The sequence below is a fragment of the Methylomonas defluvii genome, assembly GCF_033949435.1.
GTDB classification, from domain to species: Bacteria; Pseudomonadota; Gammaproteobacteria; order Methylococcales; family Methylomonadaceae; genus Methylomonas; species Methylomonas defluvii.
Genome location: NZ_JAXARY010000032.1, coordinates 32,459 through 51,680, shown reverse-complemented (window position 1 = coordinate 51,680; position 19,222 = coordinate 32,459). Strand labels below are relative to the sequence as shown.

Here is a 19,222-nt window from a genome sequence, read left to right as displayed (position 1 = left end):
TTGTTTTGGATGGCATCGTGTCCGCGCATTGAAAGGCTCCAAATTTAGGTAGCCTATTTTAACAGTTGGCGGCTCATCTATGCCTTAGCTTACTTGGCTTTTCGAGTTTTTCACCAGCCTGTTAATAGCATCTTCAAGTTCCATTAATGCTCTACCATAAACAACCGATTTGCTTTTTTTGTTCGAATTAAACGTAATTTTCATATATGACATATCAGTCCATATTTGATGTTTTTTTTTCATTTCCGTTAAATAACTTTCAGGGCGGTCAAAAAAATCAACTTCTTCGAACTTTTCTATTAATCCTTTAATTTTTGTTCTATCTATTTTTTTATACCTATGCCCTTTTATATGCACATAATGTTTGCCGTACCAATGAACGTTACCGTTGTTGAATATATCGATTTTATAATCACGAACACAAGTGCATAATGGACAATATGTTTGCAATGTGATAACGGGTATACTATTTTCAGCTGATGCCACCGTTGAAACAAATATCCAGAAGGACACACTGAATAAGATCGTAAGTACTGTTTGTTTTTTATTATTCAAAGCCATATTCATTTCCATTAAGAAGCTTTTGATTAATGCAGTTTCAGATCGTTCCCACGCTCCAGCGTCGCGATTACCATGCGTCCATATATCACAGCGATTGGGATAACTCTCGCAATAGAAGCAATCAGTTTTATCTCCGCCCAAACTTTAGGCTAAAAGCATAAGAGCTAAGTGGATGTAATCCATCTTTCCATTAGCCAATCGCGGCAATTCTTCCAAAACCAGAAAACGGCTCGGCTGCATATAGGCCGGTAATTGGCGGCTAAGCACCTTGCGAATCTCGGCGATGTTCAGTTCTGGTTCCAAAACCAATGCCAAAGCCGGACGTTGGCCGGCGGTGGGATCGTCCATGCCGATCACCGCGCAGCCTTTGATACCGGGGATGGCATTGACGACGGCTTCGATTTCCGCCGGCTCGACCCGGTAGCCGGAGCATTTCAGCATCCGCCCCAGGCGACCGTGGAAGCGGTATTCGCCTTGTTCCACGCTGGCGCGGTCGCCGGTGGCGTACCAGCCGTCGGCGTTTAAAAAGGCTTGCACCCGGCCATCGCGCCAGTAGCCGCTGGCCAACGTCGGTCCGCGCGCCAGCAATTCACCGGTATCGGCTAGCAAGCTCAGTTCGCAACCGGCGGCGGGCCAGCCTATGGGGATGGCTTGATCGGCGATCAAGCGCTCGCGTTGTACCGGCCAATAGCAGCAGACATTGGTTTCGGTGGGGCCGAAGAAATTGTACAGCGCCGCTTGTGGCAAACTGGCTGCCAGATCGATAAGGGCAGGGGTGGGAAACACTTCGCCGGCGAAGATGAGAAAGCGCAACGCGGCGAGCGGGGTTTGCGTTAAATTGCCCTTGTAGGCGAGGAAGGCCAGCAAGGATGGCACGGTGTACCAGCCGCTGATGGCTTGTTCGCTCAGCCACGCGCTCAACCTAGCCGGGGCCATAGTCAAGCCGGCCGGGATGAAATGCAGGCTGGCACCGCAGCCTAATACGGCGTAAAGATCGAAGGTGGATAGATCGAAGAAAAACGGCGCGCTGCTGGCGATGCGGTCGGCAGGCGTTAAGGCCAGCAAGTCGGCGGCCCAGGATGTGAACGCCAAAATCGCCCGGTGACTAAGCGCCACGCCGCGCGGTTGCCCGGTGGAGCCGGAGGTATACAAAATCGCCGCCAGCGCTTCGGCGGGAATTTCAACTGGAGCTGGAACACCGTCGTTACAGCTGGCGATGTCCAGCCACAAATTTTCATCTAGCCAGTCAGGCGCCGAATCCGATCCTACTGCTGCGCAAACCCGAGCATCGGCGACGATAAAGCTCAGTCTGGGTGCCGGATTCTTCAGATCTAAAGGCACATAGCAGGCTCCCGCCAACAAGACACCGAACAGCGCGCAGGCGGCATCGATACCGCGATCCAGATGCACCGCGACCGGCTGGCCGGGGCGGACGCCTCTTGCTTGCAAGGCAGCGGCAATGGTTTGGGCCTGTTGCAGTAATTGCCGATAGCTGACTTGCCGGTCTTGCTCTTGCAAAGCCGGGGCGTCGGGCTGGAGTTGGCATTGGTGTAGAAAAGGCGCTAGCAACATCGGTTTAGGCTTCGCTAAAAAATGACGATTTTATGGTTCCCACGCTCCCGCGTCCAGAACCGCTGGAGCGGTTCTAACTGCATTCCCACGCTGGAGCGTGGGAACGATGGGTGGAGATGAGCGAGTATCATGGGCTATCCAATAACTCAACATTCATCCGTGCGATCACCGCATCCAACCAAGATTCGTCGATCGCCGGCGACAAGTAGCTATAGGACAAAACCAGCTTGCCGTCGAGTTGGCAGGCCAGCAGCGCCAAACCGGGCGGCAAGCTCATCCAGCACATTAAGGACAAATCAGTTACTGGGACGCCGAGAAAGCCTTGCTTGCGCCAGGACAGTTCGCCGATGTCGGAAAACCACAGCGAGCTCAACTCGCCGCCGCTGTGTTGTTTACGCAAGACTTTGGCGTATTTGTCGGGCGATAGCCATTGGCCCAGCCACATCAGCGGCAGGTAGGCCAGGTCCAGTTCATCGCGGACCACTTGCTTATGTTCGCTGACTAGATGCGCAAACAAACCTGTTCTATCCCGCACTTGCTCGCGAGTGGCGCGGGCGAACAGGCAGCCGATATGATTGCCGAATACCGGCGTCGGAGCGTTCTGGCGGCGCAGGTTAAACGCATAAGGGATGCAATAACCGTCTTTAGCGGCCGGCGGGCCGACCAGTTCCATCGCCCGCATGAAGCAGCCGAGATAGTACAAGGTACGCCCGGTCAAGCCAGTGGCTTGTTGCGCCAACTTGGCGATGCGTTGCGATTGGTCAGCATCGAAGCGCTGTATTTTTAAGTGCAGGCGCTGCGGGCCTTGTTCAATTTGTGTGGGCAGGCAACTATCCAGGCTATTGGCGGCGGTATTGTGGCGTTTGGCTTTGAAAAACAACTGTAGTTTTTTCCAGAAGCTCCATTGCGCCAGTTTGGCTTCGATTAAGGACGAAGATTCCTTGAAGCTTTCCGGCCGTTCGGACGACAGAAAATCCAGCAATATCTTGCAGCCGCGCGCATCCAATAGAGGATGCAACCAAATCAGCAGCAAAGTGCCGCCTTCCGCGCCGGCTATCCAGTGCACGGTCAGCGGCCGGGATTCCGGGCGATTGAAAATGTCCAACAGCAAACGCTGCGATTCCTCCACCTCATCCGCACCGGGTTGGCACTGATGTAGTTCCAGCGGTATCGGGTCGCCGGTGGCGACCCAGGCGAAACGCTTGCCGCTCGGCTGAATAACGGCTGAGGATTGAGGAAAGCGCTCCACCAGCAAATCCAGGCGCTTTTGCAGATCGGACAAATCCGGCGTTTGGGCCAACTGCAAGGCAAACCCGCAATATCCGCCGGGCATCCCGGCGTTGCGAATTTCTTGATCGAGTACGTAGGTAAAATAATCGCCGGGATTGAAGAGCTGTTCTTGAGAGTTTGTCATCCGGCGTAACCGCTACGGCGGATCCAGCTTTCCAGCGAGTTCAGACTGCCGACGTTATCCGGTTCGATTTCGGTGTCAGGCAGCGTCACGCCGAATTCTTTCTCGGCGAACATGATTAAACGCATGATGCCCATGCTATCCAGGCCGGCGTCCAACAGGTTGTCGTCGTCGCCGAATGTGGCCGGGTCTTCGTGGTAAATCAGTTCGGCAAAGATGAAATGCTTGAGTATTTCCTTCATGGCAGCAAAAGGTGGGTGAGTTAAAAACAAATCCTAGTCAAAGCGCAGCACGTGCGTTAAATCGGCTCCGGGGAAAAGGCTTTTAACGCAAAACCCCAGCGCGGCACTTGCCGACAATAGTGGCTGTAAGACGCACCAAACCGGCTGGTCAAATCCGGTTCTTCGCGAAACACCACGGTAATATGAAAAAACAGCGCAATCGAGCCGGCATAGCCTATCAGGCCCGGATCGGCATACAGCAAACATTCCGCTAGCAGCACCAGCAATACGCCTTGAAACATCGGATTGCGGGTCCGCCGATACAAGCCGCTCACTACCAGTTTCTTCGGTGGATCGATAGGCGCTGGCGTACCCAAGCCCGCGACAGCAAAATCCCAGGCGCAGCGCAGGTAAATAGCTAGGCCCAGCATGATACACAAGCCGGCAGGTATCGCCCATGCCGCATTTACTGTCTGCCAGTTCTCCGGATCCGAAAGTAAGTAGTAAGGCAGGTAAATCAGCACCGCGCCGGGGACTATCAGGGTAAACAGCAGGACTTTGAAGGCCAGGAAAGGACGCACGTGTCGGTCTGTCGGAGTTGGAAGTTCGGGTGGGCTAAGCTCGCAGCAATTTTGGCATTCCCCACGCCGCAATCCAAGTGATTTTGAACCGCTGCGGGAATTTGTGTAGAATCCGGCGTTTGTTAATGGAACTTGAACAGCCATGTCAGAAGACTTGATCAGCCAATTGAAAACCATGCTTATCGAGGGCTTGCTCCTGGAAGACATCGTCCCGGATGACCTGTCACCGGATGATGCTTTGTTCGGCGGTGGATTGGGTTTGGACTCTATCGACGCGCTGGAAATCGGCGTGATGCTGGACCGGCAATACGGCATCAAGATCACCTCCGGCGACGAACGCAATAATCAGATCTTTCTCTCTCTCCGCTCGCTCGCCGAATTCGTCGCCGCTAATCGCACCCGTTAACCATGGGGCAGGTCGTCAAACCGCTGATTATCGCCGGTATCGTCGTCGCTTATCCTTTTTTGAGTGCCTATCTGGCTGGTCTGGGATTTGCCAGCTTTGAACTCATCGTCTTCGCTGCGCTGACCTTGTGGCGCGGTTTTACATCGTCCGGGCTAATCTCGCGTTTGCTTAGTTTTTTACTGGCAGCAGTGTTGCTGGCCGGCGCCTATTTTGCCAAGACCTATTTTGTCTGGCTGGTGCCGTCGTTTGCCTATTTGTGGCTGACTTTTTTATTCGGGCATACCCTGTGGTCGCCGCCTTCTTTCATTGAACGCTTGGTGCGTTTGCAGTTTCCCGAGTTAGTGCCGGGTATAGCCGAATATTGCCGGAACCTGACCTGGGTTTGGACCTTGTTCTTTGCCGTCAACATCGCGATCTGCGCCGCGCTGCCGGCTATCATTGGGCAGACCGCTTGGGCACTTTACACCGGTGTAGTGGTGTATGGGTTGATGGGGTTACTCGGAACCGGTGAATGGTTTTACCGGCACAAGCGCTTTCCGGATTTGGAAATTCCACCGGCTCTGGAGACCTTCAAATGCATCGCCATGAACGGCCATAAGGTATTCAAGGGATGACGATAAAGCGCACGCTGTGTTTGCTTTTAGCCATATTACCCGTGCTTGGATGGACTGATGACGCGGTCCTGAGCGAGTTATTGACTCGAATCCGCCAAACAGGTCAGGCGCAGTTTCAGTATGAGGAAACCCGCGTGCTGGAACTGGCAGACGCGCCATGGCACGGACAAGGTGTCATGCTGTCCGGCACCGACGGTAGCCTGGTCAAATTGCAACTGCAACCGGCGCGGGTGATTATGGCTATCGCCGAACAGCACATGCTTTACTGGGACCCGCAGCAAAACCAGCGTCACAGCGCGGCTTTGGATTCGGCGGGGCCGGCGGGCGAGCAAATCAAAGTGTTTCGCAGCATCCTGCAAGGCCGCACCGAAGACTTGCAGCTTAATTATGCCATCGCCGCCGACAAGCAAGGCCCGCAATGGACTTTGCGCTTGACGCCGAAACCCGAGTTGAGCGGTGATGATCTCCCTTCCATTGAATTATCCGGCGATGACCAAGACCAGCAACGGCGCATTTTAATCAAACAGCCGGACGGCGAATCCACCGAATACCGCATGCACAAAGCCACGGCAGCACAAATACAGGACTATTCGCTCCCCAGTTTGTTGCGGGAAGCCAGCGGAGAGTAGGGCGTGTCTTTTGTATGGCGAAAACGCTGGTTCGTGCTGCTGTTTCCTTTATTCCTGGCCATCACGTTCTGGCACATCAAGGTCGAGACAGACCTGAATGCTTTTTTTACCGCGACCGACGATGAAGACTCCCGACTGTTGGCCGGCTTGTTGAAGTCAGGCGAACTGTCGCGGCGCTATTTGCTGGTGGTCGAAAAGTCCGATCACCCCCCAGTGACAGAAGCCACGAATGGCGCTGAAACCCCGATGTCCGTGGCCGCATTCACTGCGAGCTTGCTTAGTCAGTTAGCTAAACTCGATGACGTGGAGCAAGTGTGGCCGGCCGATCAGCCGCCCCGCGATTGGGTCGAAGCGGTGGCTTCGTATGCGCCTTACCACGCCCGGCTGTTCAGTCTAAACCCCGAACAAGACGCGCCTGCATTGTTCGATCCCACCCAATTGCCGGCCAAAGCCGCAGGATTGAAGCAAGCCTTGCTGTCGCCGCAAGGTAGCTTTGTAAAAACCATTGCCAAGCAAGATCCGTTGTTGCTGTCGCTCAACGGCTTCAAGGCGCTACAGGGACAATTTCAGCAGCAAGCCAAACGCAATCAGGGGGAGGCGTTAATCTTGCAAAGCCGGCCGGCGGCGCTGGATTCGGCAGCGCAGACGCGCCTGCAAGCGGCGATACAGGCCAATTTCGCGGCGTTAAACGCCGCGGCCGGGGAGGGTTTCAAGTTGTCGCTGGCCGGGGTGCCGGTGTTCAGCGTGGCCGCGCAAAGCGAGATCAGTCAGGATGTGACGCTGGTATCGGTGGTATCCAGCCTGGCTGTGGCGCTGGTGTTTTTATTCCTGTTTCATTCGCTTTCGGCGTTGCATTGGGTAATGATGGTGCAGGGCGCGTCGTTTGTAATCGGCACCTTGGCGACGGCTTTAGTCTTTCCGCAAGTGCACAGTCTGACGTTGGCGTTGGGCGCCAGTTTGATCGGCATTTCCTCCGATTACCCGATTCATGTGATGGTGCATTGCGCCAAGCATCGCAATACTCCGCTATCAGCGGCCAAGCTGTTGTGGCCCAGCCTGTTGATGGGCGGCTTGACCACGGTGATCGGCTACGGCGCCTTGGGCTTTACCGGCTTTCCAGGCTTCGAGCAAATTGCCGTGTTTGCCTTGGCCAGCGTCGTCGGCTCGCTGAGCTTGACCCGTTGGGTATTGCCGGCTTTGCTGGTCAATTCATCGCTACACGCCGCGCATTTGCCCGGCATCGGCGCTTGGGTGGATTTTTGCGGCCGGCACCGGAAAATCTTGCTGGGTCTGTTCGCCGCCAGCGTGGTCATGGCTGTGCTGTGTCTGCCGCAAATTCGTTGGATGAGCGATATGCAGCAACTAGCGGTCAATATGGATAGCTTAAAACAGCAGGATGCGGCAGTGCGCGCGCATTTTTCCAGTATCGAACCGGGCCGTTTTGTGTTGATACAAGCCGACGACTGGGAAACTGCGCTGCAACGGTCCGAAGCCGCCGAGCGCCGGTTACAGTCTTTAAAGCAAGCGGGAGTCATTAGCGAATATCACGGTCTGTTTCCCTGGTTGGTATCCAAGCAGTTGCAAACAGAGAACAGCCAGGTTTACCAACGTGGCCTGACGCCGGAATTTCAGCAAGCTTGGCAAACCGGCTTAGCCGAGGCGGGCTTGTCGGTCGAGAAGTTAGGGACGTTAGCGCCTGCGTCACCCGATGCACTGCAAGCTGAGTCGGTGATGGATTCGCCTGTCAGACATATTCTGTCCGGGCAAATAGTCAGCGGGCAATCCGGGGTGATGTTATCGCTGTGGTTGGGCGAGCACGATCCCGCCAAATTGACAGCCGGTTTGGCCGGCTTGGAAGGCACGCGGTACTTCAGCCAAAAAGATCAGCTGGATCAGTTGGCGGGGAAATATCGGGATCGGTCTTTAATGATGCTGGGCATAGGCATAATCGTGATGGCCTGGTTTATTTGGCTGCAACAACGCGACCTGCGCAAAGTGTGTTTGACCTTGCTGCCTTCGCTGGCTGGCGTGCTGTTCATTTTTGCCACGTGGGCGCTGATGGGCGAGGAAGTCAGTTTTCTGCATGTGATCGGCTTGTTGTTATCGGTGTCGCTGTGCTTGGATTACGGCATCTTTTTTATCGACAACCGCGGCCAAGATGCCGATGTGACTTACCACGCGATTGCCTCATCCACTCTGACTACGATTGCGTCCTTCGGTGCCATGGGCTTGGGCAAGACGCCCACCTTGCCAATTCTCGCACTGTCGGTAAGCTTGGGCGTGAGCTTGGGTTTTCTGCTTTGTCCCTTACTGATCCAAAAGCCAAAGAATTGATGCGTATTTCCCCACTGATTTCTCCAGTCGCCGTCACGGCCTACCAATGCGTCAGCGCCGGCGGTGACGATGTGGACGCTTTGTACGCCAGTCTGCTAGCCAATCGTCCTTGCCTGAAACCGCTAAACTTGTTCGATATTCCTTTTGATACCGTGGTGGGTGAGGTGACCTCAGCTTTACCGGACATTCGGCGTGATTTGCAAACCTACAATTCCCGCAATGCCCGCTTGGCACTAAAAGCTTTGGAGCAGGGCGGTTTTCGCGCCGAGGTGGAGAGGGCGGTCGCCCTTTACGGTGCAACCCGCGTCGGTTTAATACTCGGCACCAGTACCTCCGGTATCTACGACTCAGAGAACGCCTATGCTCGCTTGCAGCAAGACGGCGTGATGCCAGACAACTTTTATTTCACCAAAGTGCAAACCGCCCAAGCCACAGCCGAATTTTTGCAGCTGGAACTGGGTTTGCAAGGACCGTGCTACGCGATCTCCACCGCGTGCTCGTCCAGCGCCAAAGCCTTGGCCGCTGCGCAAAGATTAATCGTCACAGAGTGCTGTGACGCGGTATTAGTCGCCGGGGTGGACAGTTTGTGCCGCCTGACCCTGCGCGGTTTCAACAGTTTGCAACTGATCTCGGCGGACGCTTGCCGACCGATGGATGCCGGGCGCCAAGGGATTAACATAGGCGAGGGTGCGGCTTTACTGTTGTTGGAAAAACCCAGCACTGACAATACGGATCGGCCACGACTGTTGGCGGTGGGGGAATCGTCGGATGCCCATCACATGAGTGCGCCGCACCCGGACGGGCTTGGGGCTGCTTCGGCAATGGCGCAGGCTTTACGTTGGGCAGGACGCGATGTCAGCGAAGTCGATTACATTAATTTGCATGCCACCGCCAGCACTTTAAACGATCTCGCCGAGGCCAGAGCGGTAGCCAGCGTGTTTGCCAATCCGCCGTCCTGTAGCGGCGTGAAAGGCTTGCTGGGTCATACCTTAGGTGCGGCCGGTGCCGTGGAGGTTGTGGTGAGTCTACTCGCCTTGGAGCGCGGGTTTTTACCCGGCACCTGCGGTTTGCAAGTACCCGACCCCGAATGCCGGTTTCCGCTGGTAACGGCGCCGGAACTGAACGTCAACGCCCGACTGATATTGAGCAATGCGTTTGGCTTCGGTGGCAACAATGCCAGTGTCCTGCTGGAGGCTGCATAATGGAATGCATGAGCCTGCTTGGCGTCGGCGTTTGTGCGCCGGACGCCGCATTTCGGGCCAACCTGCCGTTTCCGGCTTTTGCTATCAATCGCGAGACCATTCCGCCGCTGTTGCGCCGGCGTAGCAGCCAGGCGATGCAGATGGCCTTCAGCGCGGCAAGCGCTGCCTGCGAGCAAGCCCAGCGTTCGCCATCCAGCTTACCGGCGATATTTGCCAGCGTGGCCGGAGAAATAAACACCACCGACCAGATTTGTAACCAACTGGTGAAAGCGGACGGGGTGATGTCGCCCAGCGCTTTTCATAATTCCGTGCAAAATACCGTGGCGGGTTATTGGAGTATCGCTCAGCAATGTACCCAGCCAGCCACCGCTCTGGCGGCAGGATCGGATACCTTGGCAATGGCGTTGTTGGAAGCCTGGTGCCAGTTGGCTTGCCAGGGAGGTGAGCTGCTATTGGTTTGTTACGATGAGGCATGGCCGGGCTATCTGGTTCCCGGTTGCGGTAATCCGGCATTTGCCTACGCCTTGCTATTGGCGGCTGGAACAGTGGACGGACGACTGATGCAGATTAGCAGACCGCAAGTTGGCGAAAGCATTTTTCCGGCGGACTGGACTGATTCGGTTAATAGCATGCCCATTTTGGCCGCCATTCCTTTGCTTGAAGCGGCTTTAACCGGAAGAGTACCGCAAGCCATAGCATTAAGCCCGCATATGCCGGGTTGGCAAGTTCATGCAGGAGTGGCCTCTGCTTATCCGAAAACGGGCGATGGTGAAAAATGGCGGTAACTGAACTACTATTGACCGCTGACAAAACTAACCGGAAGGTATCTCTGTGAAGCACTATAAAACATTTGCATTCTTCGCCGCTTTAGCGCTGGCCGCCGGCTGCGCATCCAGCAATAAGGCGCCCGCGCAAGCAGGCGCACCGACCTCTCAATCAAGCACCGCCCCGGAATCGCGGATTGACGGTAATTTTCCGGCCAATAGCCCATTCGCCAAACTCAAGCTGGGCATGACCCAGGGCCAAGTCCACGAAATTCTGGGTCAACCCACCGACACCAAGTCTTACCAAACCGGTAAAGCCTGGATTCCGTTTTATTTCGGCCCGGACGTGATGCGCACCGATGAGTTTTACAAAGGTGTGGGCATCATTACTTACACCGGCGCCGGCATCGGCGGCGTGCATTGGACTGTGTTTCGGGCCATTTACAATGCAGCCGAAGACGGTTATCCGAACGATTAATCAATATATCTCTGAATGATGCTCGACAATAAGCAAAACGGTTTTGACTATGATGTTGCGGTCGTCGGTGGCGGTCCGGCCGGCTCGACGGCCGCGACCTTATTGGCGCAATATGGCCACAAGGTTTTGCTGTTGGAGAGCGGCAGGCATCCGCGTTTTCACATTGGCGAATCCATGCTGCCGTTCAGCGAACCGGTCATCCAACGCTTGGGGATAGATTGGAGCGCTGGCAACCTATCGAAAAGCGGAGCGGTGTTCATCGACGAAGCGACCGAACAACGCATGTATTTTCCGTTGGCAATCAATCGCAAGACCTACCAGATCGAACGCGCCCCATTCGATCAAATGCTGTTTGAAAACGCCGGCAAACACGGCGTAGATACCCATCAGGACGAAAAAGTACTGGACGTTGCCTGCCAACCGGCAGGGGTGGACATCGTGTCCGATAAAGGCCAATACCACTGCCGCTATTTGATCGATGCCACGGGCCGTAGCGCGTTAATGGGCAGGAAAGACAAAGCTATCAGACGTATCGACAATTTGGGCAAATTTGCGGTATACACCCACTTCGAGAACATTCAACCGGGCGAGGAGGCCGATGAATTGTTCCGTTCCGGCAATATATACGTGCCGGTCGTGGACATCGGCTGGATCTGGATCATTCCGCTGGCCGAGCGGCGCCTCAGTGTGGGCTTGGTGGTACAGAAAGAGCGCCCTAAGGACTGCGATGCGGAAGAATTGTTGCGCCGTTATCTGGCTGCATCGCCGCTCCTGAGTCGTTTGATAACAGGAGCGGCGCAATTCGCGCCGGTACGGGTCGAAGCGGATTTCAGTTACACCAACCAAAGCCGCTACGGCGTCCGCTATGCCTGCTGCGGCGATGCGGCTGGCTTCCTCGATCCGGTGTTTTCGTCCGGCGTATTTTTAGCCTTCACCAGCGCCGCCCGAGTTGCCGACCGCGTCCATGTCGGGCTAAGCGACGGGCGGGAAGCCGATCCGGAGCTGCATACCGAGGACGATGACCAGTACTTGCTGGGTTTTAATACGATGCGATTATTCGTCGAACGCTTTTATCAATCCAATATTGTCCATAACTTGTTTTTCGAAGCCGACCGCGATCCGGATTTGAAAGCTCAGATCGCGCAACTGCTGGCCGGCGATTTATGGGTAGACGACAACAAACTGCAACAAAGCCTGCTAGCTGGTCGCCGCAGTGTAAGTTAGTTTTTCCGGAAATTTCCAGCCTTTGCCGGCTAAGCAGCATTTTTTACCTCCCCAAACCATCTAAACCCATCACTAAAACATCAAATTTTACTCGGCGCAGTTGAGGCAATGCCAAACATTGGGCATATCCTAACCCGACCATCCATCTGTCCGCGTCGCCAACATGCACGGTTTTGAGGCTGTGCTAGTCTTTAGGGCTTTTGACTCGGACGAATCACTATGCGCGTTAATCGATCTTCATTGGTGCCAACGCTGCTCAGCCTGCTGGCGGTGGTCGTTTTCGGCTGTCCGATTATTTACACTGTTATGTACCACCCGATCAGCCGCATGGCATCGGCCAATCCCTTATACAAGGAGTTGTCCAAGAACGCTTTTATGGTAATGTCCGCTAAAGTGGATTTGGCAGCCGGACGCTTGATCAGCTTTGACGATGCGGCCGGCAAACTGCAGATCAGCAGAATCGTCGGGATGCCAGGTGATGAAATCGGTTTTACAGCCGGTGTATTGTCGGTTAACGGCAAACCGGCCGCAGAATATCCGCGGAATACCTTGCCCAACTCGACGCTAATCGTGCCGCAACAAGCCGTTTTCTTTTTCCCGGATTTTATTCCCGACACTGCGGAGTCCGCGAATCCCGGGACATTGGCAAACCATCTGCTGGCGCATAGCAACATAAATGCAAGCGTGCTTTATGTATTCGATCAAGCGACGTCGGCGGCCCAGCACCCGGAACTGTTCGTTTACGGTTCGGTTTTGATCGTGCTCTATGGCCTGGTATTTTTCGGACTGGGCAAGCGTAAGGAGCGTATCGTTAAACCGGTTTATTACTTGGCGCGAATTAGCGTTGGTTTGAATTTTGCGATCTGGTTATTGCTCGGAGTCATAGGCCTATCGCTTGGTTATAACGCTGTCATGCCGGCCATTTATTATGCTTTTGTTTCCTGGTTGACGTTTTTTGGCTTATCTGTCGCCGCTGCGGGCACGACGCTGGTGGCGATTGTGATATTCGCGGTGTTGGCCCTATTTTCCGATACCGAATTTGCTGCCAAGCGCCTTAACTCGTAGTCCGGAATGACAAACGGCCAGGCTCTGCTAAGCTTGGCTCTCCCATTTCCCGCTCACATCTTTAACAGGACAATCCTCAGCTAATGGATGCCATGCTTTCTTTAATTGAAAACGTCGAAAAAGTCATTATCGGCAAACGGCCGGTCATCGAATTGGCCGTGGTCGCGATACTGTGCCGCGGCCATGTGTTGCTGGAGGATGTGCCGGGGACCGGCAAGACCATGTTGGCCAGGGCATTGGCCCGTTCGGTGGCGGTGGACATGAAACGCCTGCAATGCACCTCGGATTTATTACCGTCGGACATTACCGGTGTCGCTATCTACAATCAAAAAACCGCCGATTTTGAATTCCGGCCGGGGCCGGTATTTACCCATCTGCTGCTAGCCGACGAAATCAACCGAGCCACACCGCGCGCGCAATCGGCGTTGTTGGAATGCATGGAAGAATTTCATGTCAGCGTCGACGGGTATACACATGAACTGCCCAAGCTGTTTATGGTGCTGGCTACCCAGAACCCAATCGATATGGCCGGCACCCACGCCTTGCCGGAAGCACAGCTGGACCGGTTTTTCATGCGCTTGCGGATGGAGTACCCCAATATCGAACAGGAAATGCGGATACTGGCGGCGCAAACCCAGACTCATCCTATCGACAGCTTGCCGGCCGTCACGTCCGAAGCCGATATTCTAGCGGCGCGGGCACAGGTCAAGGCGGTGCATATCAGTATGGACGTAGCTAAGTATATGGTCGGTATCAGCGCCGCCAGCCGCCAGCATAGCGATTTGCGCTTGGGTATCAGCCCGCGCGGCACCTTGGCCCTGGCGCGCGGTGCGCAAGGCTTAGCTTATTTGCGCGGCCGGGATTTTGTGTCGCCTGATTTAGTGAAAAGCATCGCGCCGGCGATTCTGGAGCACCGCCTGATCGTCAAACCGCAGGCCGCGGTATTGGGGCGCAATGCCGGCGAGATTCTCGCGGAAATTCTCGACCGGCTGCCACCGCCGGTAGTTTGATCGCTGGACCACAATGGCGCTGAGGCTGAAATTTTTAATCTTGTGCGGCTTTACGCTGGCCGCGTATCTGGCGGCGATCAGCCGCGAACAGAGTCTGCCCTGGCTGCTCGCTGCATTGCTCAGTGCCGCCTTATTGACCAGCATGCTCTGGCCGCATTGGTTGCTGCAACGCTTATCGGTGCGGCGGGTCGGGCCGCAACGGGCGTTGGAAGGCGAAACCATCGTGTTTCGGGTCGACATACAAAATCGCGGCTGGCTGCCGCGTTTCATGGTGGAGTTGGTCGACCGCTTGCCGTTTGTGGGTGCCGCAGAACAAGGCGCCAACGACGGCGATAAATTGCTGGGCAGCGTTGCCTACGTGCCAGGCCGCGGCGCGCGTAGTTTCGACGTACCCTTGCTGTGCGAAAAGCGCGGCTTTTATAAACTGGGGCCAATGGGCTTGGCGTCCAGTTTTCCGTTGGGCTTGGCTGAGGCGCGCAGCCGCGCCGATCGTTCCCGGCAAACCCTGACCATTTATCCGAAGGTCTTTCCGATTCTATCGCTGCCGCTGTTCGGCGCACCCAGCCAAATTCACCGCGGTGGTTATTGTCTGCCGGAAGGCGCCGGTGCGGCGGAATTCTCCGGCCTGCGCGAATACCGGCGCGGCGACAATCCTCGGCATATCCATTGGCCGACTACGGCGCGCTTGAATGAGTTGATGGTCAAGGAGTTCGAGCCTTTGGCGTCGGCCTGCATCTGCATCGCCCTGGATTTAGCCAAGGACGCCAATATCGGCCGCGGCAAGCACAGTACCCTGGAATACGCGATACGCATCGCCGCCTCCGTGGCGGCTTATGCCTGTAGCCAGAATATGCACAGCCGCGTGTTGGCTGATGCCGCACAGCCTTTGCGGATTTTGTCCGGCAAAGGCGATTTTCATTACCAAGCCATCCTGGATGCGCTGGCCGTCGCGGAGGCCGACGGCGACACGCCGTATGCCAAATTGCTGACCGAGATTGCGTTGAATTGCATACGCGGCGAAACGGTCGTGCTGTTATTGGCGGAGCCGCCGCACCGCCATGCCGAAACCCTGCAGGCGCTGGCTTTGCTGCGGGCCAAGGGCGTGTATTTGTTCGCGGTATTGTTTGAACGTGACAGCTTTCTAAACGCAGCCAGTTGGACCCGTCGCGACACTAGCGACCGGACATTGAACGCCGGTTTACTGGAATTGGGTGCGCATTGCGTCACGGTTCGGCGAGGCGATGACTTAACGGCGGTGTTTAACCAATGACCGCATCGTCTCTGAGTTTTCCAGTCTATGTGGGATTGTTTCTAGCGCAATGGCTGGCCGTCGCCTGCAATGCGTTTTTGGATATTCAATACGGCAGCTTTGTGCGGGAAATGCTGTTCTGGGCTATCGTATTCGGCGGCACGTCCATTGTCGGCTGGCGGCAAAGCCACTGGCTTTCGGGAGCGGGCAAGGTTTGGCAAAAGGCGGTGTTGTTTATCGGTTTCTTGCTGTTCGTATTGGTATTTATGCCGATTTGGGGTATGCCGCGTGCCGGGTTGTATCTATTGGCGATGTTACAGGCTTCCTACAATTGCGTCACCAGCGGCCGGCGCGAGATGAATCTGGGGTTGTTGGTGTCGCTGGCGATAGTATTGTTTGCCGCCTCGCATTACCGCGCCGACTGGACCATGTTATTTTATCTAGCGCCTTATATCGTGACGGTGGTGTTTTGTCTGGTTGCCGAACAAGTCCAGCGGCGCGGCGCGGACTTGCAGCGTTTGAGTCTGGGCCGGCCCAGCAGCCAAGGGCAGGGCGCGGCCATTTTGGCGGCCACCGCCGCCATCGTGCTGATCGGTGGCGGGCTTTATCTGATAACGCCGCAAATCAACTGGCCTTATCTGGAATGGCGTTTCGGCCAGGTCAGCTTGCAAAATCCCGGCGGTGATATCGAACAAGCCGGCAGCGGCGGCCAAACCGGTTACGGTCAACCAGCCGAAAAAGCGGGTGGCGAGCAACAACAAGCTGTGGGAGGAGGAGAGGGCACGAGCCAACAATGGCAGGCCGGCAGCCGCTGGCCGAGCCCGGCGGACATGCGTGCCGCCGCTAAGCGAGTCAATATGCCGGCCTGGCAGGCGGCGGCGATCGACGGCATTGCCGACCTTAGTGAATCGGCGCAACAAGCTTTGGTTCCTGCCGTTGCGGTGATTTTCGACTGGTGGGAGTGGTTGAAACAATGGCTGCGCGAGCACTGGCTGGCGGCGTTATTGGGTTTGCTGGCTTTGATTTTACTGGCCATTTTACTGGCGTTCGGGGCTTTGTTGCGGGAAACCCCTTGGGTAATTTGGCTAATAACCCAATGGGACTATCTGCGTTTGGGTGTGATCGGTCGCCATGCCGGCGGCGAAACCGCCGCCCGCCAGTATTACCGGGCGATGTCGCGCTTGTTTGCATTGCACGACGTGCCTCGCGCCGATACCGCCAACACCCGCGAATATCTGGCGCAAATCAGTCGTCGGCATCGCGATGCGCGGCGAAGTGCGGCGGAAATCACCGGTTTGTTCGAAGCGGCCCGTTACGGCGATAAACCGTTAGCAGACGCGCATATTCGGCGCATGCGGCAGTTGTACCGCACAATTTATCGTCAACTTTAATACGGCCAGTGCCATTGGTCGTCTTCCGGCCGGTCTATGCCGTGCTCGTAAGCGTAGTTGCGGCAATCGATTTGCCGGTCACGCAGCTTTTCCTTGACGTGGGCTCCGGATACTTGCAACGCCGGAATCCGATCTATCGCATCGATTGCCAGGCTGAAACGGTCGGTTTCGTTTTGAATGGCTAGTTCTAACGGGGTGTTGATATTGCCTTTTTCCTTGTAGCCGCGCACATGCAGATTATTATGGTTATGGCGCCGATAAGCCAGCCTATGAATTAGCCAGGGATAACCGTGGAAGTTGAAGATCACCGGTTTATCGACGGTAAACAAACTGTCGAAATCCCGATCCGACAGACCGTGCGGATGCTCGCTGGCCGGCACTAGCTTGTACAAATCCACCACGTTGATGAAACGAATTTTCAATTGTGGAAAGTGCTCTCGCAACAAAACCACCGCAGCCAAGGCTTCCTTGGTGGGAATGTCGCCGGCGCTGGCCATCACCAGATCGGGCTCGGCACCATCGTCATTACTGGCCCATTCCCAAATACCGATGCCCTTGGTGCAATGTTTGATCGCCGCGTCCATATCCAGGTATTGCAGATGTTTTTGTTTGTCGCAAACTATCACGTTAATGTAGTCGGTACTTTGCAAACAATGGTTGGCAACAGACAGCAGGCAGTTAACATCGGGCGGCAAATAGATGCGCGTTACCGACGGGCTTTTGTTGACGACCAAGTCCAAAAAGCCGGGGTCCTGATGCGTAAAGCCATTGTGATCCTGCCGCCAGACCGTCGAGGTTATCAACAAGTTTAGCGAGGAGACCGGCGCCCGCCAGGATACAGCCTTGGACATGGCCAGCCATTTGGCGTGTTGATTGAACATGGAGTCGATCACATGTACAAAGGCTTCGTACGACGAAAAAAAGCCGTGGCGGCCGGTCAATAAATAGCCTTCCAGCCAACCTTCCAGCGTGTGTTCGGAGAGCATTTCCATCACCCGGCCATCGGTCGCCAGTTCGCCGCCGTCGGCATCTTCCGGCAGATAATCCGCCAGCCAGGTTTTCTTACTGGCTTTGTAAACATCATCCAGTTTGTTGGAGCTGTTTTCGTCGGGACCGAATACCCGAAAGTTGTGCATATTGGCACTCATGATGTCGCGCAAAAACTTGCCCAGCGGCCGGGTATTTTCCGCCGACACTTTGCCGTGGCCATCCAACGCCAAGGCATAATCTTGAAAATCCGGCATCCGCAAAGCCTTACGCAACAGACCACCGTTGGCATGCGGGTTCGCGCTCATCCGGCGGCTGCCTTGTGGGGCCAGGGCTTTTAGTTCAGGAATCAGCTTGCCATTCTCATCGAACAATTCTTCCGGTTTGTAACTGTGCAGCCAGTCAGACAAGAGTTGCATATGCGCCGGATTGTCTTTCACGCCGGCCAACGGCACCTGGTGAGAACGCCAAAAGGCTTCCACTTTATGCCCATCCACGTCTTTCGGCCCGGTCCAGCCTTTCGGGCTGCGTAAGATAATCATCGGCCAATGCGGCCGGGTAGGGATGCCACTAGCACGGGCTTCTTGCTGGATCCGCCGAATTTCCAGGACGCAAGTTTCCAGTACGCCAGCCATCAGTTGATGCATGGTGTCCGGATCGCTGCCTTCCACGAAATACGGGGTGTAGCCGTAGCCGCGAAACAGTTGTTCCAGCTCTTCATGAGGGATCCGTGATAATAAGGTCGGATTGTTGATCTTGTAGCCGTTTAGATGCAGGATGGGCAGCACCGCGCCGTCGCGGATCGGATTCAGAAATTTATTCGAATGCCAGGATGTAGCGAGCGGCCCGGTTTCGGCTTCGCCGTCGCCGACCACCACCACCGCCAGCAAATCCGGATTGTCGTAAGCGGCGCCGTAAGCATGGGAAATGCTGTAACCCAACTCGCCGCCTTCATGGATAGAGCCCGGCGTCTCCGGGGTGCAGTGGCTGCCGATGCCACCTGGGAACGAAAATTCTTTAAAAAACTGCAACAAACCGTCTTGGTCTTCGCCTTTATTCGGATAAGTTTCGGCGTAAGTGCCTTCGAGATATACTGGTGCCAACACTCCCGGCGCACCGTGACCAGGACCAGCCAGAAATATCGCGTTAAGGTCGTATTGTTTGATCAGCCGGTTGAGATGTACGTAGATAAAGCTCAAACCGGGACTGGAACCCCAGTGGCCGAGCAGCCGGTTTTTGATGTGGTCCGGTTTCAGCGGTTCCTTTAATAAGGGGTTATCGCGCAGATAAATCATGCCGGCCGCCAAATAAGTGCAAGCTCGCCAATAGGCGTTGATGCCTTTTAGTTCTTCTTCGCTCAGTGGCGAGATAACCGCTGGTAAAGCTGTTTCCAGTGTCGTCATGCGCTAACTCCTTTGTTGACCAAAACGTGTTTCCGCGCTACCAGAACGGCGTGGAAATTCCTGGATTAGTGTAGTGTATGCTTGTGCAATTCAAAAATAGTGAATTACCGATAAAATTTG

At 55.2% G+C, this 19,222-nt stretch carries 18 protein-coding genes; 12 read left to right on the top strand and 6 right to left on the bottom strand.

Annotated features, from left to right (window positions below; all coding sequences use genetic code 11):
• Positions 1–84: 84 nt before the first annotated feature.
• The 5 genes from QLH52_RS22870 to QLH52_RS22850 form a co-directional block, all read right to left on the bottom strand.
• Positions 85–561 (bottom strand): DUF6438 domain-containing protein, encoded by a 477-nt coding sequence (locus QLH52_RS22870; protein ID WP_319963076.1) that lies wholly within the window; start codon positions 559–561, stop codon positions 85–87.
• Positions 562–705: 144 nt separating this feature from the next.
• Entirely contained in the window at positions 706–2,133 is a 1,428-nt protein-coding gene (locus QLH52_RS22865) for an AMP-binding protein (RefSeq protein WP_319963075.1), read from the bottom strand.
• 127 nt (positions 2,134–2,260) lie between these two features.
• Complete coding sequence (locus QLH52_RS22860) at positions 2,261–3,547, bottom strand: hypothetical protein (protein ID WP_319963074.1); 1,287 nt, start codon at positions 3,545–3,547, stop codon at positions 2,261–2,263.
• Positions 3,544–3,786 (bottom strand): acyl carrier protein, encoded by a 243-nt coding sequence (locus QLH52_RS22855; RefSeq protein WP_319963073.1) that lies wholly within the window; start codon positions 3,784–3,786, stop codon positions 3,544–3,546. The genes QLH52_RS22860 and QLH52_RS22855 overlap by 4 nt, the downstream gene beginning before the upstream one ends.
• A gap of 56 nt (positions 3,787–3,842) precedes the next feature.
• The gene (locus QLH52_RS22850; protein WP_319963072.1) at positions 3,843–4,346 is read right to left on the bottom strand and encodes a methyltransferase family protein; all 504 of its coding nucleotides are present in this window, start codon (positions 4,344–4,346) and stop codon (positions 3,843–3,845) included.
• Positions 4,347–4,488: 142 nt separating this feature from the next.
• Between QLH52_RS22850 and QLH52_RS22845 the strand changes: the two genes are divergently transcribed.
• From QLH52_RS22845 to QLH52_RS22790, 12 genes are all read left to right on the top strand, one after another.
• Complete coding sequence (locus tag QLH52_RS22845; RefSeq protein WP_033156258.1) at positions 4,489–4,752, top strand: phosphopantetheine-binding protein; 264 nt, start codon at positions 4,489–4,491, stop codon at positions 4,750–4,752.
• Between the two features lie 2 nt (positions 4,753–4,754).
• The gene (locus tag QLH52_RS22840; protein ID WP_319963071.1) at positions 4,755–5,366 is read left to right on the top strand and encodes a COG4648 family protein; all 612 of its coding nucleotides are present in this window, start codon (positions 4,755–4,757) and stop codon (positions 5,364–5,366) included.
• Positions 5,363–5,995: a LolA family protein gene (locus tag QLH52_RS22835; RefSeq protein ID WP_319963070.1), complete on the top strand. Its 633-nt coding sequence runs from the start codon at positions 5,363–5,365 to the stop codon at positions 5,993–5,995. Before QLH52_RS22840 ends, QLH52_RS22835 begins: the two co-directional genes overlap by 4 nt.
• Positions 5,996–5,998: 3 nt before the next feature.
• Entirely contained in the window at positions 5,999–8,329 is a 2,331-nt protein-coding gene (locus tag QLH52_RS22830; RefSeq protein ID WP_319963069.1) for an MMPL family transporter, read from the top strand.
• Positions 8,329–9,531 (top strand): beta-ketoacyl-ACP synthase, encoded by a 1,203-nt coding sequence (locus QLH52_RS22825; RefSeq protein WP_319963068.1) that lies wholly within the window; start codon positions 8,329–8,331, stop codon positions 9,529–9,531. Before QLH52_RS22830 ends, QLH52_RS22825 begins: the two co-directional genes overlap by 1 nt.
• Entirely contained in the window at positions 9,531–10,316 is a 786-nt protein-coding gene (locus QLH52_RS22820) for a beta-ketoacyl synthase chain length factor (RefSeq protein WP_319963067.1), read from the top strand. The genes QLH52_RS22825 and QLH52_RS22820 overlap by 1 nt, the downstream gene beginning before the upstream one ends.
• Before the next feature lie 46 nt (positions 10,317–10,362).
• Positions 10,363–10,773, top strand: a complete 411-nt coding sequence (bamE, locus tag QLH52_RS22815; RefSeq protein WP_033156255.1) for an outer membrane protein assembly factor BamE domain-containing protein — start codon at positions 10,363–10,365, stop codon at positions 10,771–10,773.
• A gap of 15 nt (positions 10,774–10,788) precedes the next feature.
• On the top strand, positions 10,789–11,997 hold the full coding sequence (locus QLH52_RS22810) for an NAD(P)/FAD-dependent oxidoreductase (protein ID WP_319963066.1): 1,209 nt from the start codon (positions 10,789–10,791) through the stop codon (positions 11,995–11,997).
• Positions 11,998–12,216: 219 nt separating this feature from the next.
• Positions 12,217–13,062, top strand: a complete 846-nt coding sequence (locus QLH52_RS22805; protein WP_033156254.1) for a S26 family signal peptidase — start codon at positions 12,217–12,219, stop codon at positions 13,060–13,062.
• A gap of 92 nt (positions 13,063–13,154) precedes the next feature.
• Entirely contained in the window at positions 13,155–14,072 is a 918-nt protein-coding gene (locus QLH52_RS22800) for an AAA family ATPase (RefSeq protein WP_319963065.1), read from the top strand.
• Between the two features lie 13 nt (positions 14,073–14,085).
• Entirely contained in the window at positions 14,086–15,342 is a 1,257-nt protein-coding gene (locus QLH52_RS22795; RefSeq protein ID WP_319963064.1) for a DUF58 domain-containing protein, read from the top strand.
• Positions 15,339–16,712: a DUF4129 domain-containing protein gene (locus QLH52_RS22790; protein WP_319963063.1), complete on the top strand. Its 1,374-nt coding sequence runs from the start codon at positions 15,339–15,341 to the stop codon at positions 16,710–16,712. Before QLH52_RS22795 ends, QLH52_RS22790 begins: the two co-directional genes overlap by 4 nt.
• On the opposite strand, the gene QLH52_RS22785 is transcribed toward QLH52_RS22790, so the two are convergent.
• Positions 16,709–19,102, bottom strand: coding sequence for a phosphoketolase family protein (locus tag QLH52_RS22785; RefSeq protein ID WP_319963062.1), 2,394 nt, complete (start codon positions 19,100–19,102; stop codon positions 16,709–16,711). The genes QLH52_RS22790 and QLH52_RS22785 overlap by 4 nt on opposite strands.
• Positions 19,103–19,222 lie beyond the last annotated feature (120 nt).

Excerpts from the sequence above, each read along its gene's own strand:
- QLH52_RS22870 (WP_319963076.1), bottom strand. The coding sequence starts at position 561 with ATGGCTTTGAATAATAAAAAACAAACAGTACTTACGATCTTATTCAGT.
- QLH52_RS22865 (WP_319963075.1), bottom strand. The coding sequence starts at position 2,133 with ATGTTGCTAGCGCCTTTTCTACACCAATGCCAACTCCAGCCCGACGCC.
- QLH52_RS22860 (WP_319963074.1), bottom strand. The coding sequence starts at position 3,547 with ATGACAAACTCTCAAGAACAGCTCTTCAATCCCGGCGATTATTTTACC.
- QLH52_RS22855 (WP_319963073.1), bottom strand. The coding sequence starts at position 3,786 with ATGAAGGAAATACTCAAGCATTTCATCTTTGCCGAACTGATTTACCAC.
- QLH52_RS22845 (WP_033156258.1), top strand. The coding sequence starts at position 4,489 with ATGTCAGAAGACTTGATCAGCCAATTGAAAACCATGCTTATCGAGGGC.
- QLH52_RS22840 (WP_319963071.1), top strand. The coding sequence starts at position 4,755 with ATGGGGCAGGTCGTCAAACCGCTGATTATCGCCGGTATCGTCGTCGCT.
- QLH52_RS22835 (WP_319963070.1), top strand. The coding sequence starts at position 5,363 with ATGACGATAAAGCGCACGCTGTGTTTGCTTTTAGCCATATTACCCGTG.
- QLH52_RS22825 (WP_319963068.1), top strand. The coding sequence starts at position 8,329 with ATGCGTATTTCCCCACTGATTTCTCCAGTCGCCGTCACGGCCTACCAA.
- QLH52_RS22820 (WP_319963067.1), top strand. The coding sequence starts at position 9,531 with ATGGAATGCATGAGCCTGCTTGGCGTCGGCGTTTGTGCGCCGGACGCC.
- QLH52_RS22810 (WP_319963066.1), top strand. The coding sequence starts at position 10,789 with ATGATGCTCGACAATAAGCAAAACGGTTTTGACTATGATGTTGCGGTC.
- QLH52_RS22805 (WP_033156254.1), top strand. The coding sequence starts at position 12,217 with ATGCGCGTTAATCGATCTTCATTGGTGCCAACGCTGCTCAGCCTGCTG.
- QLH52_RS22800 (WP_319963065.1), top strand. The coding sequence starts at position 13,155 with ATGCTTTCTTTAATTGAAAACGTCGAAAAAGTCATTATCGGCAAACGG.
- QLH52_RS22795 (WP_319963064.1), top strand. The coding sequence starts at position 14,086 with ATGGCGCTGAGGCTGAAATTTTTAATCTTGTGCGGCTTTACGCTGGCC.
- QLH52_RS22790 (WP_319963063.1), top strand. The coding sequence starts at position 15,339 with ATGACCGCATCGTCTCTGAGTTTTCCAGTCTATGTGGGATTGTTTCTA.
- QLH52_RS22785 (WP_319963062.1), bottom strand. The coding sequence starts at position 19,102 with ATGACGACACTGGAAACAGCTTTACCAGCGGTTATCTCGCCACTGAGC.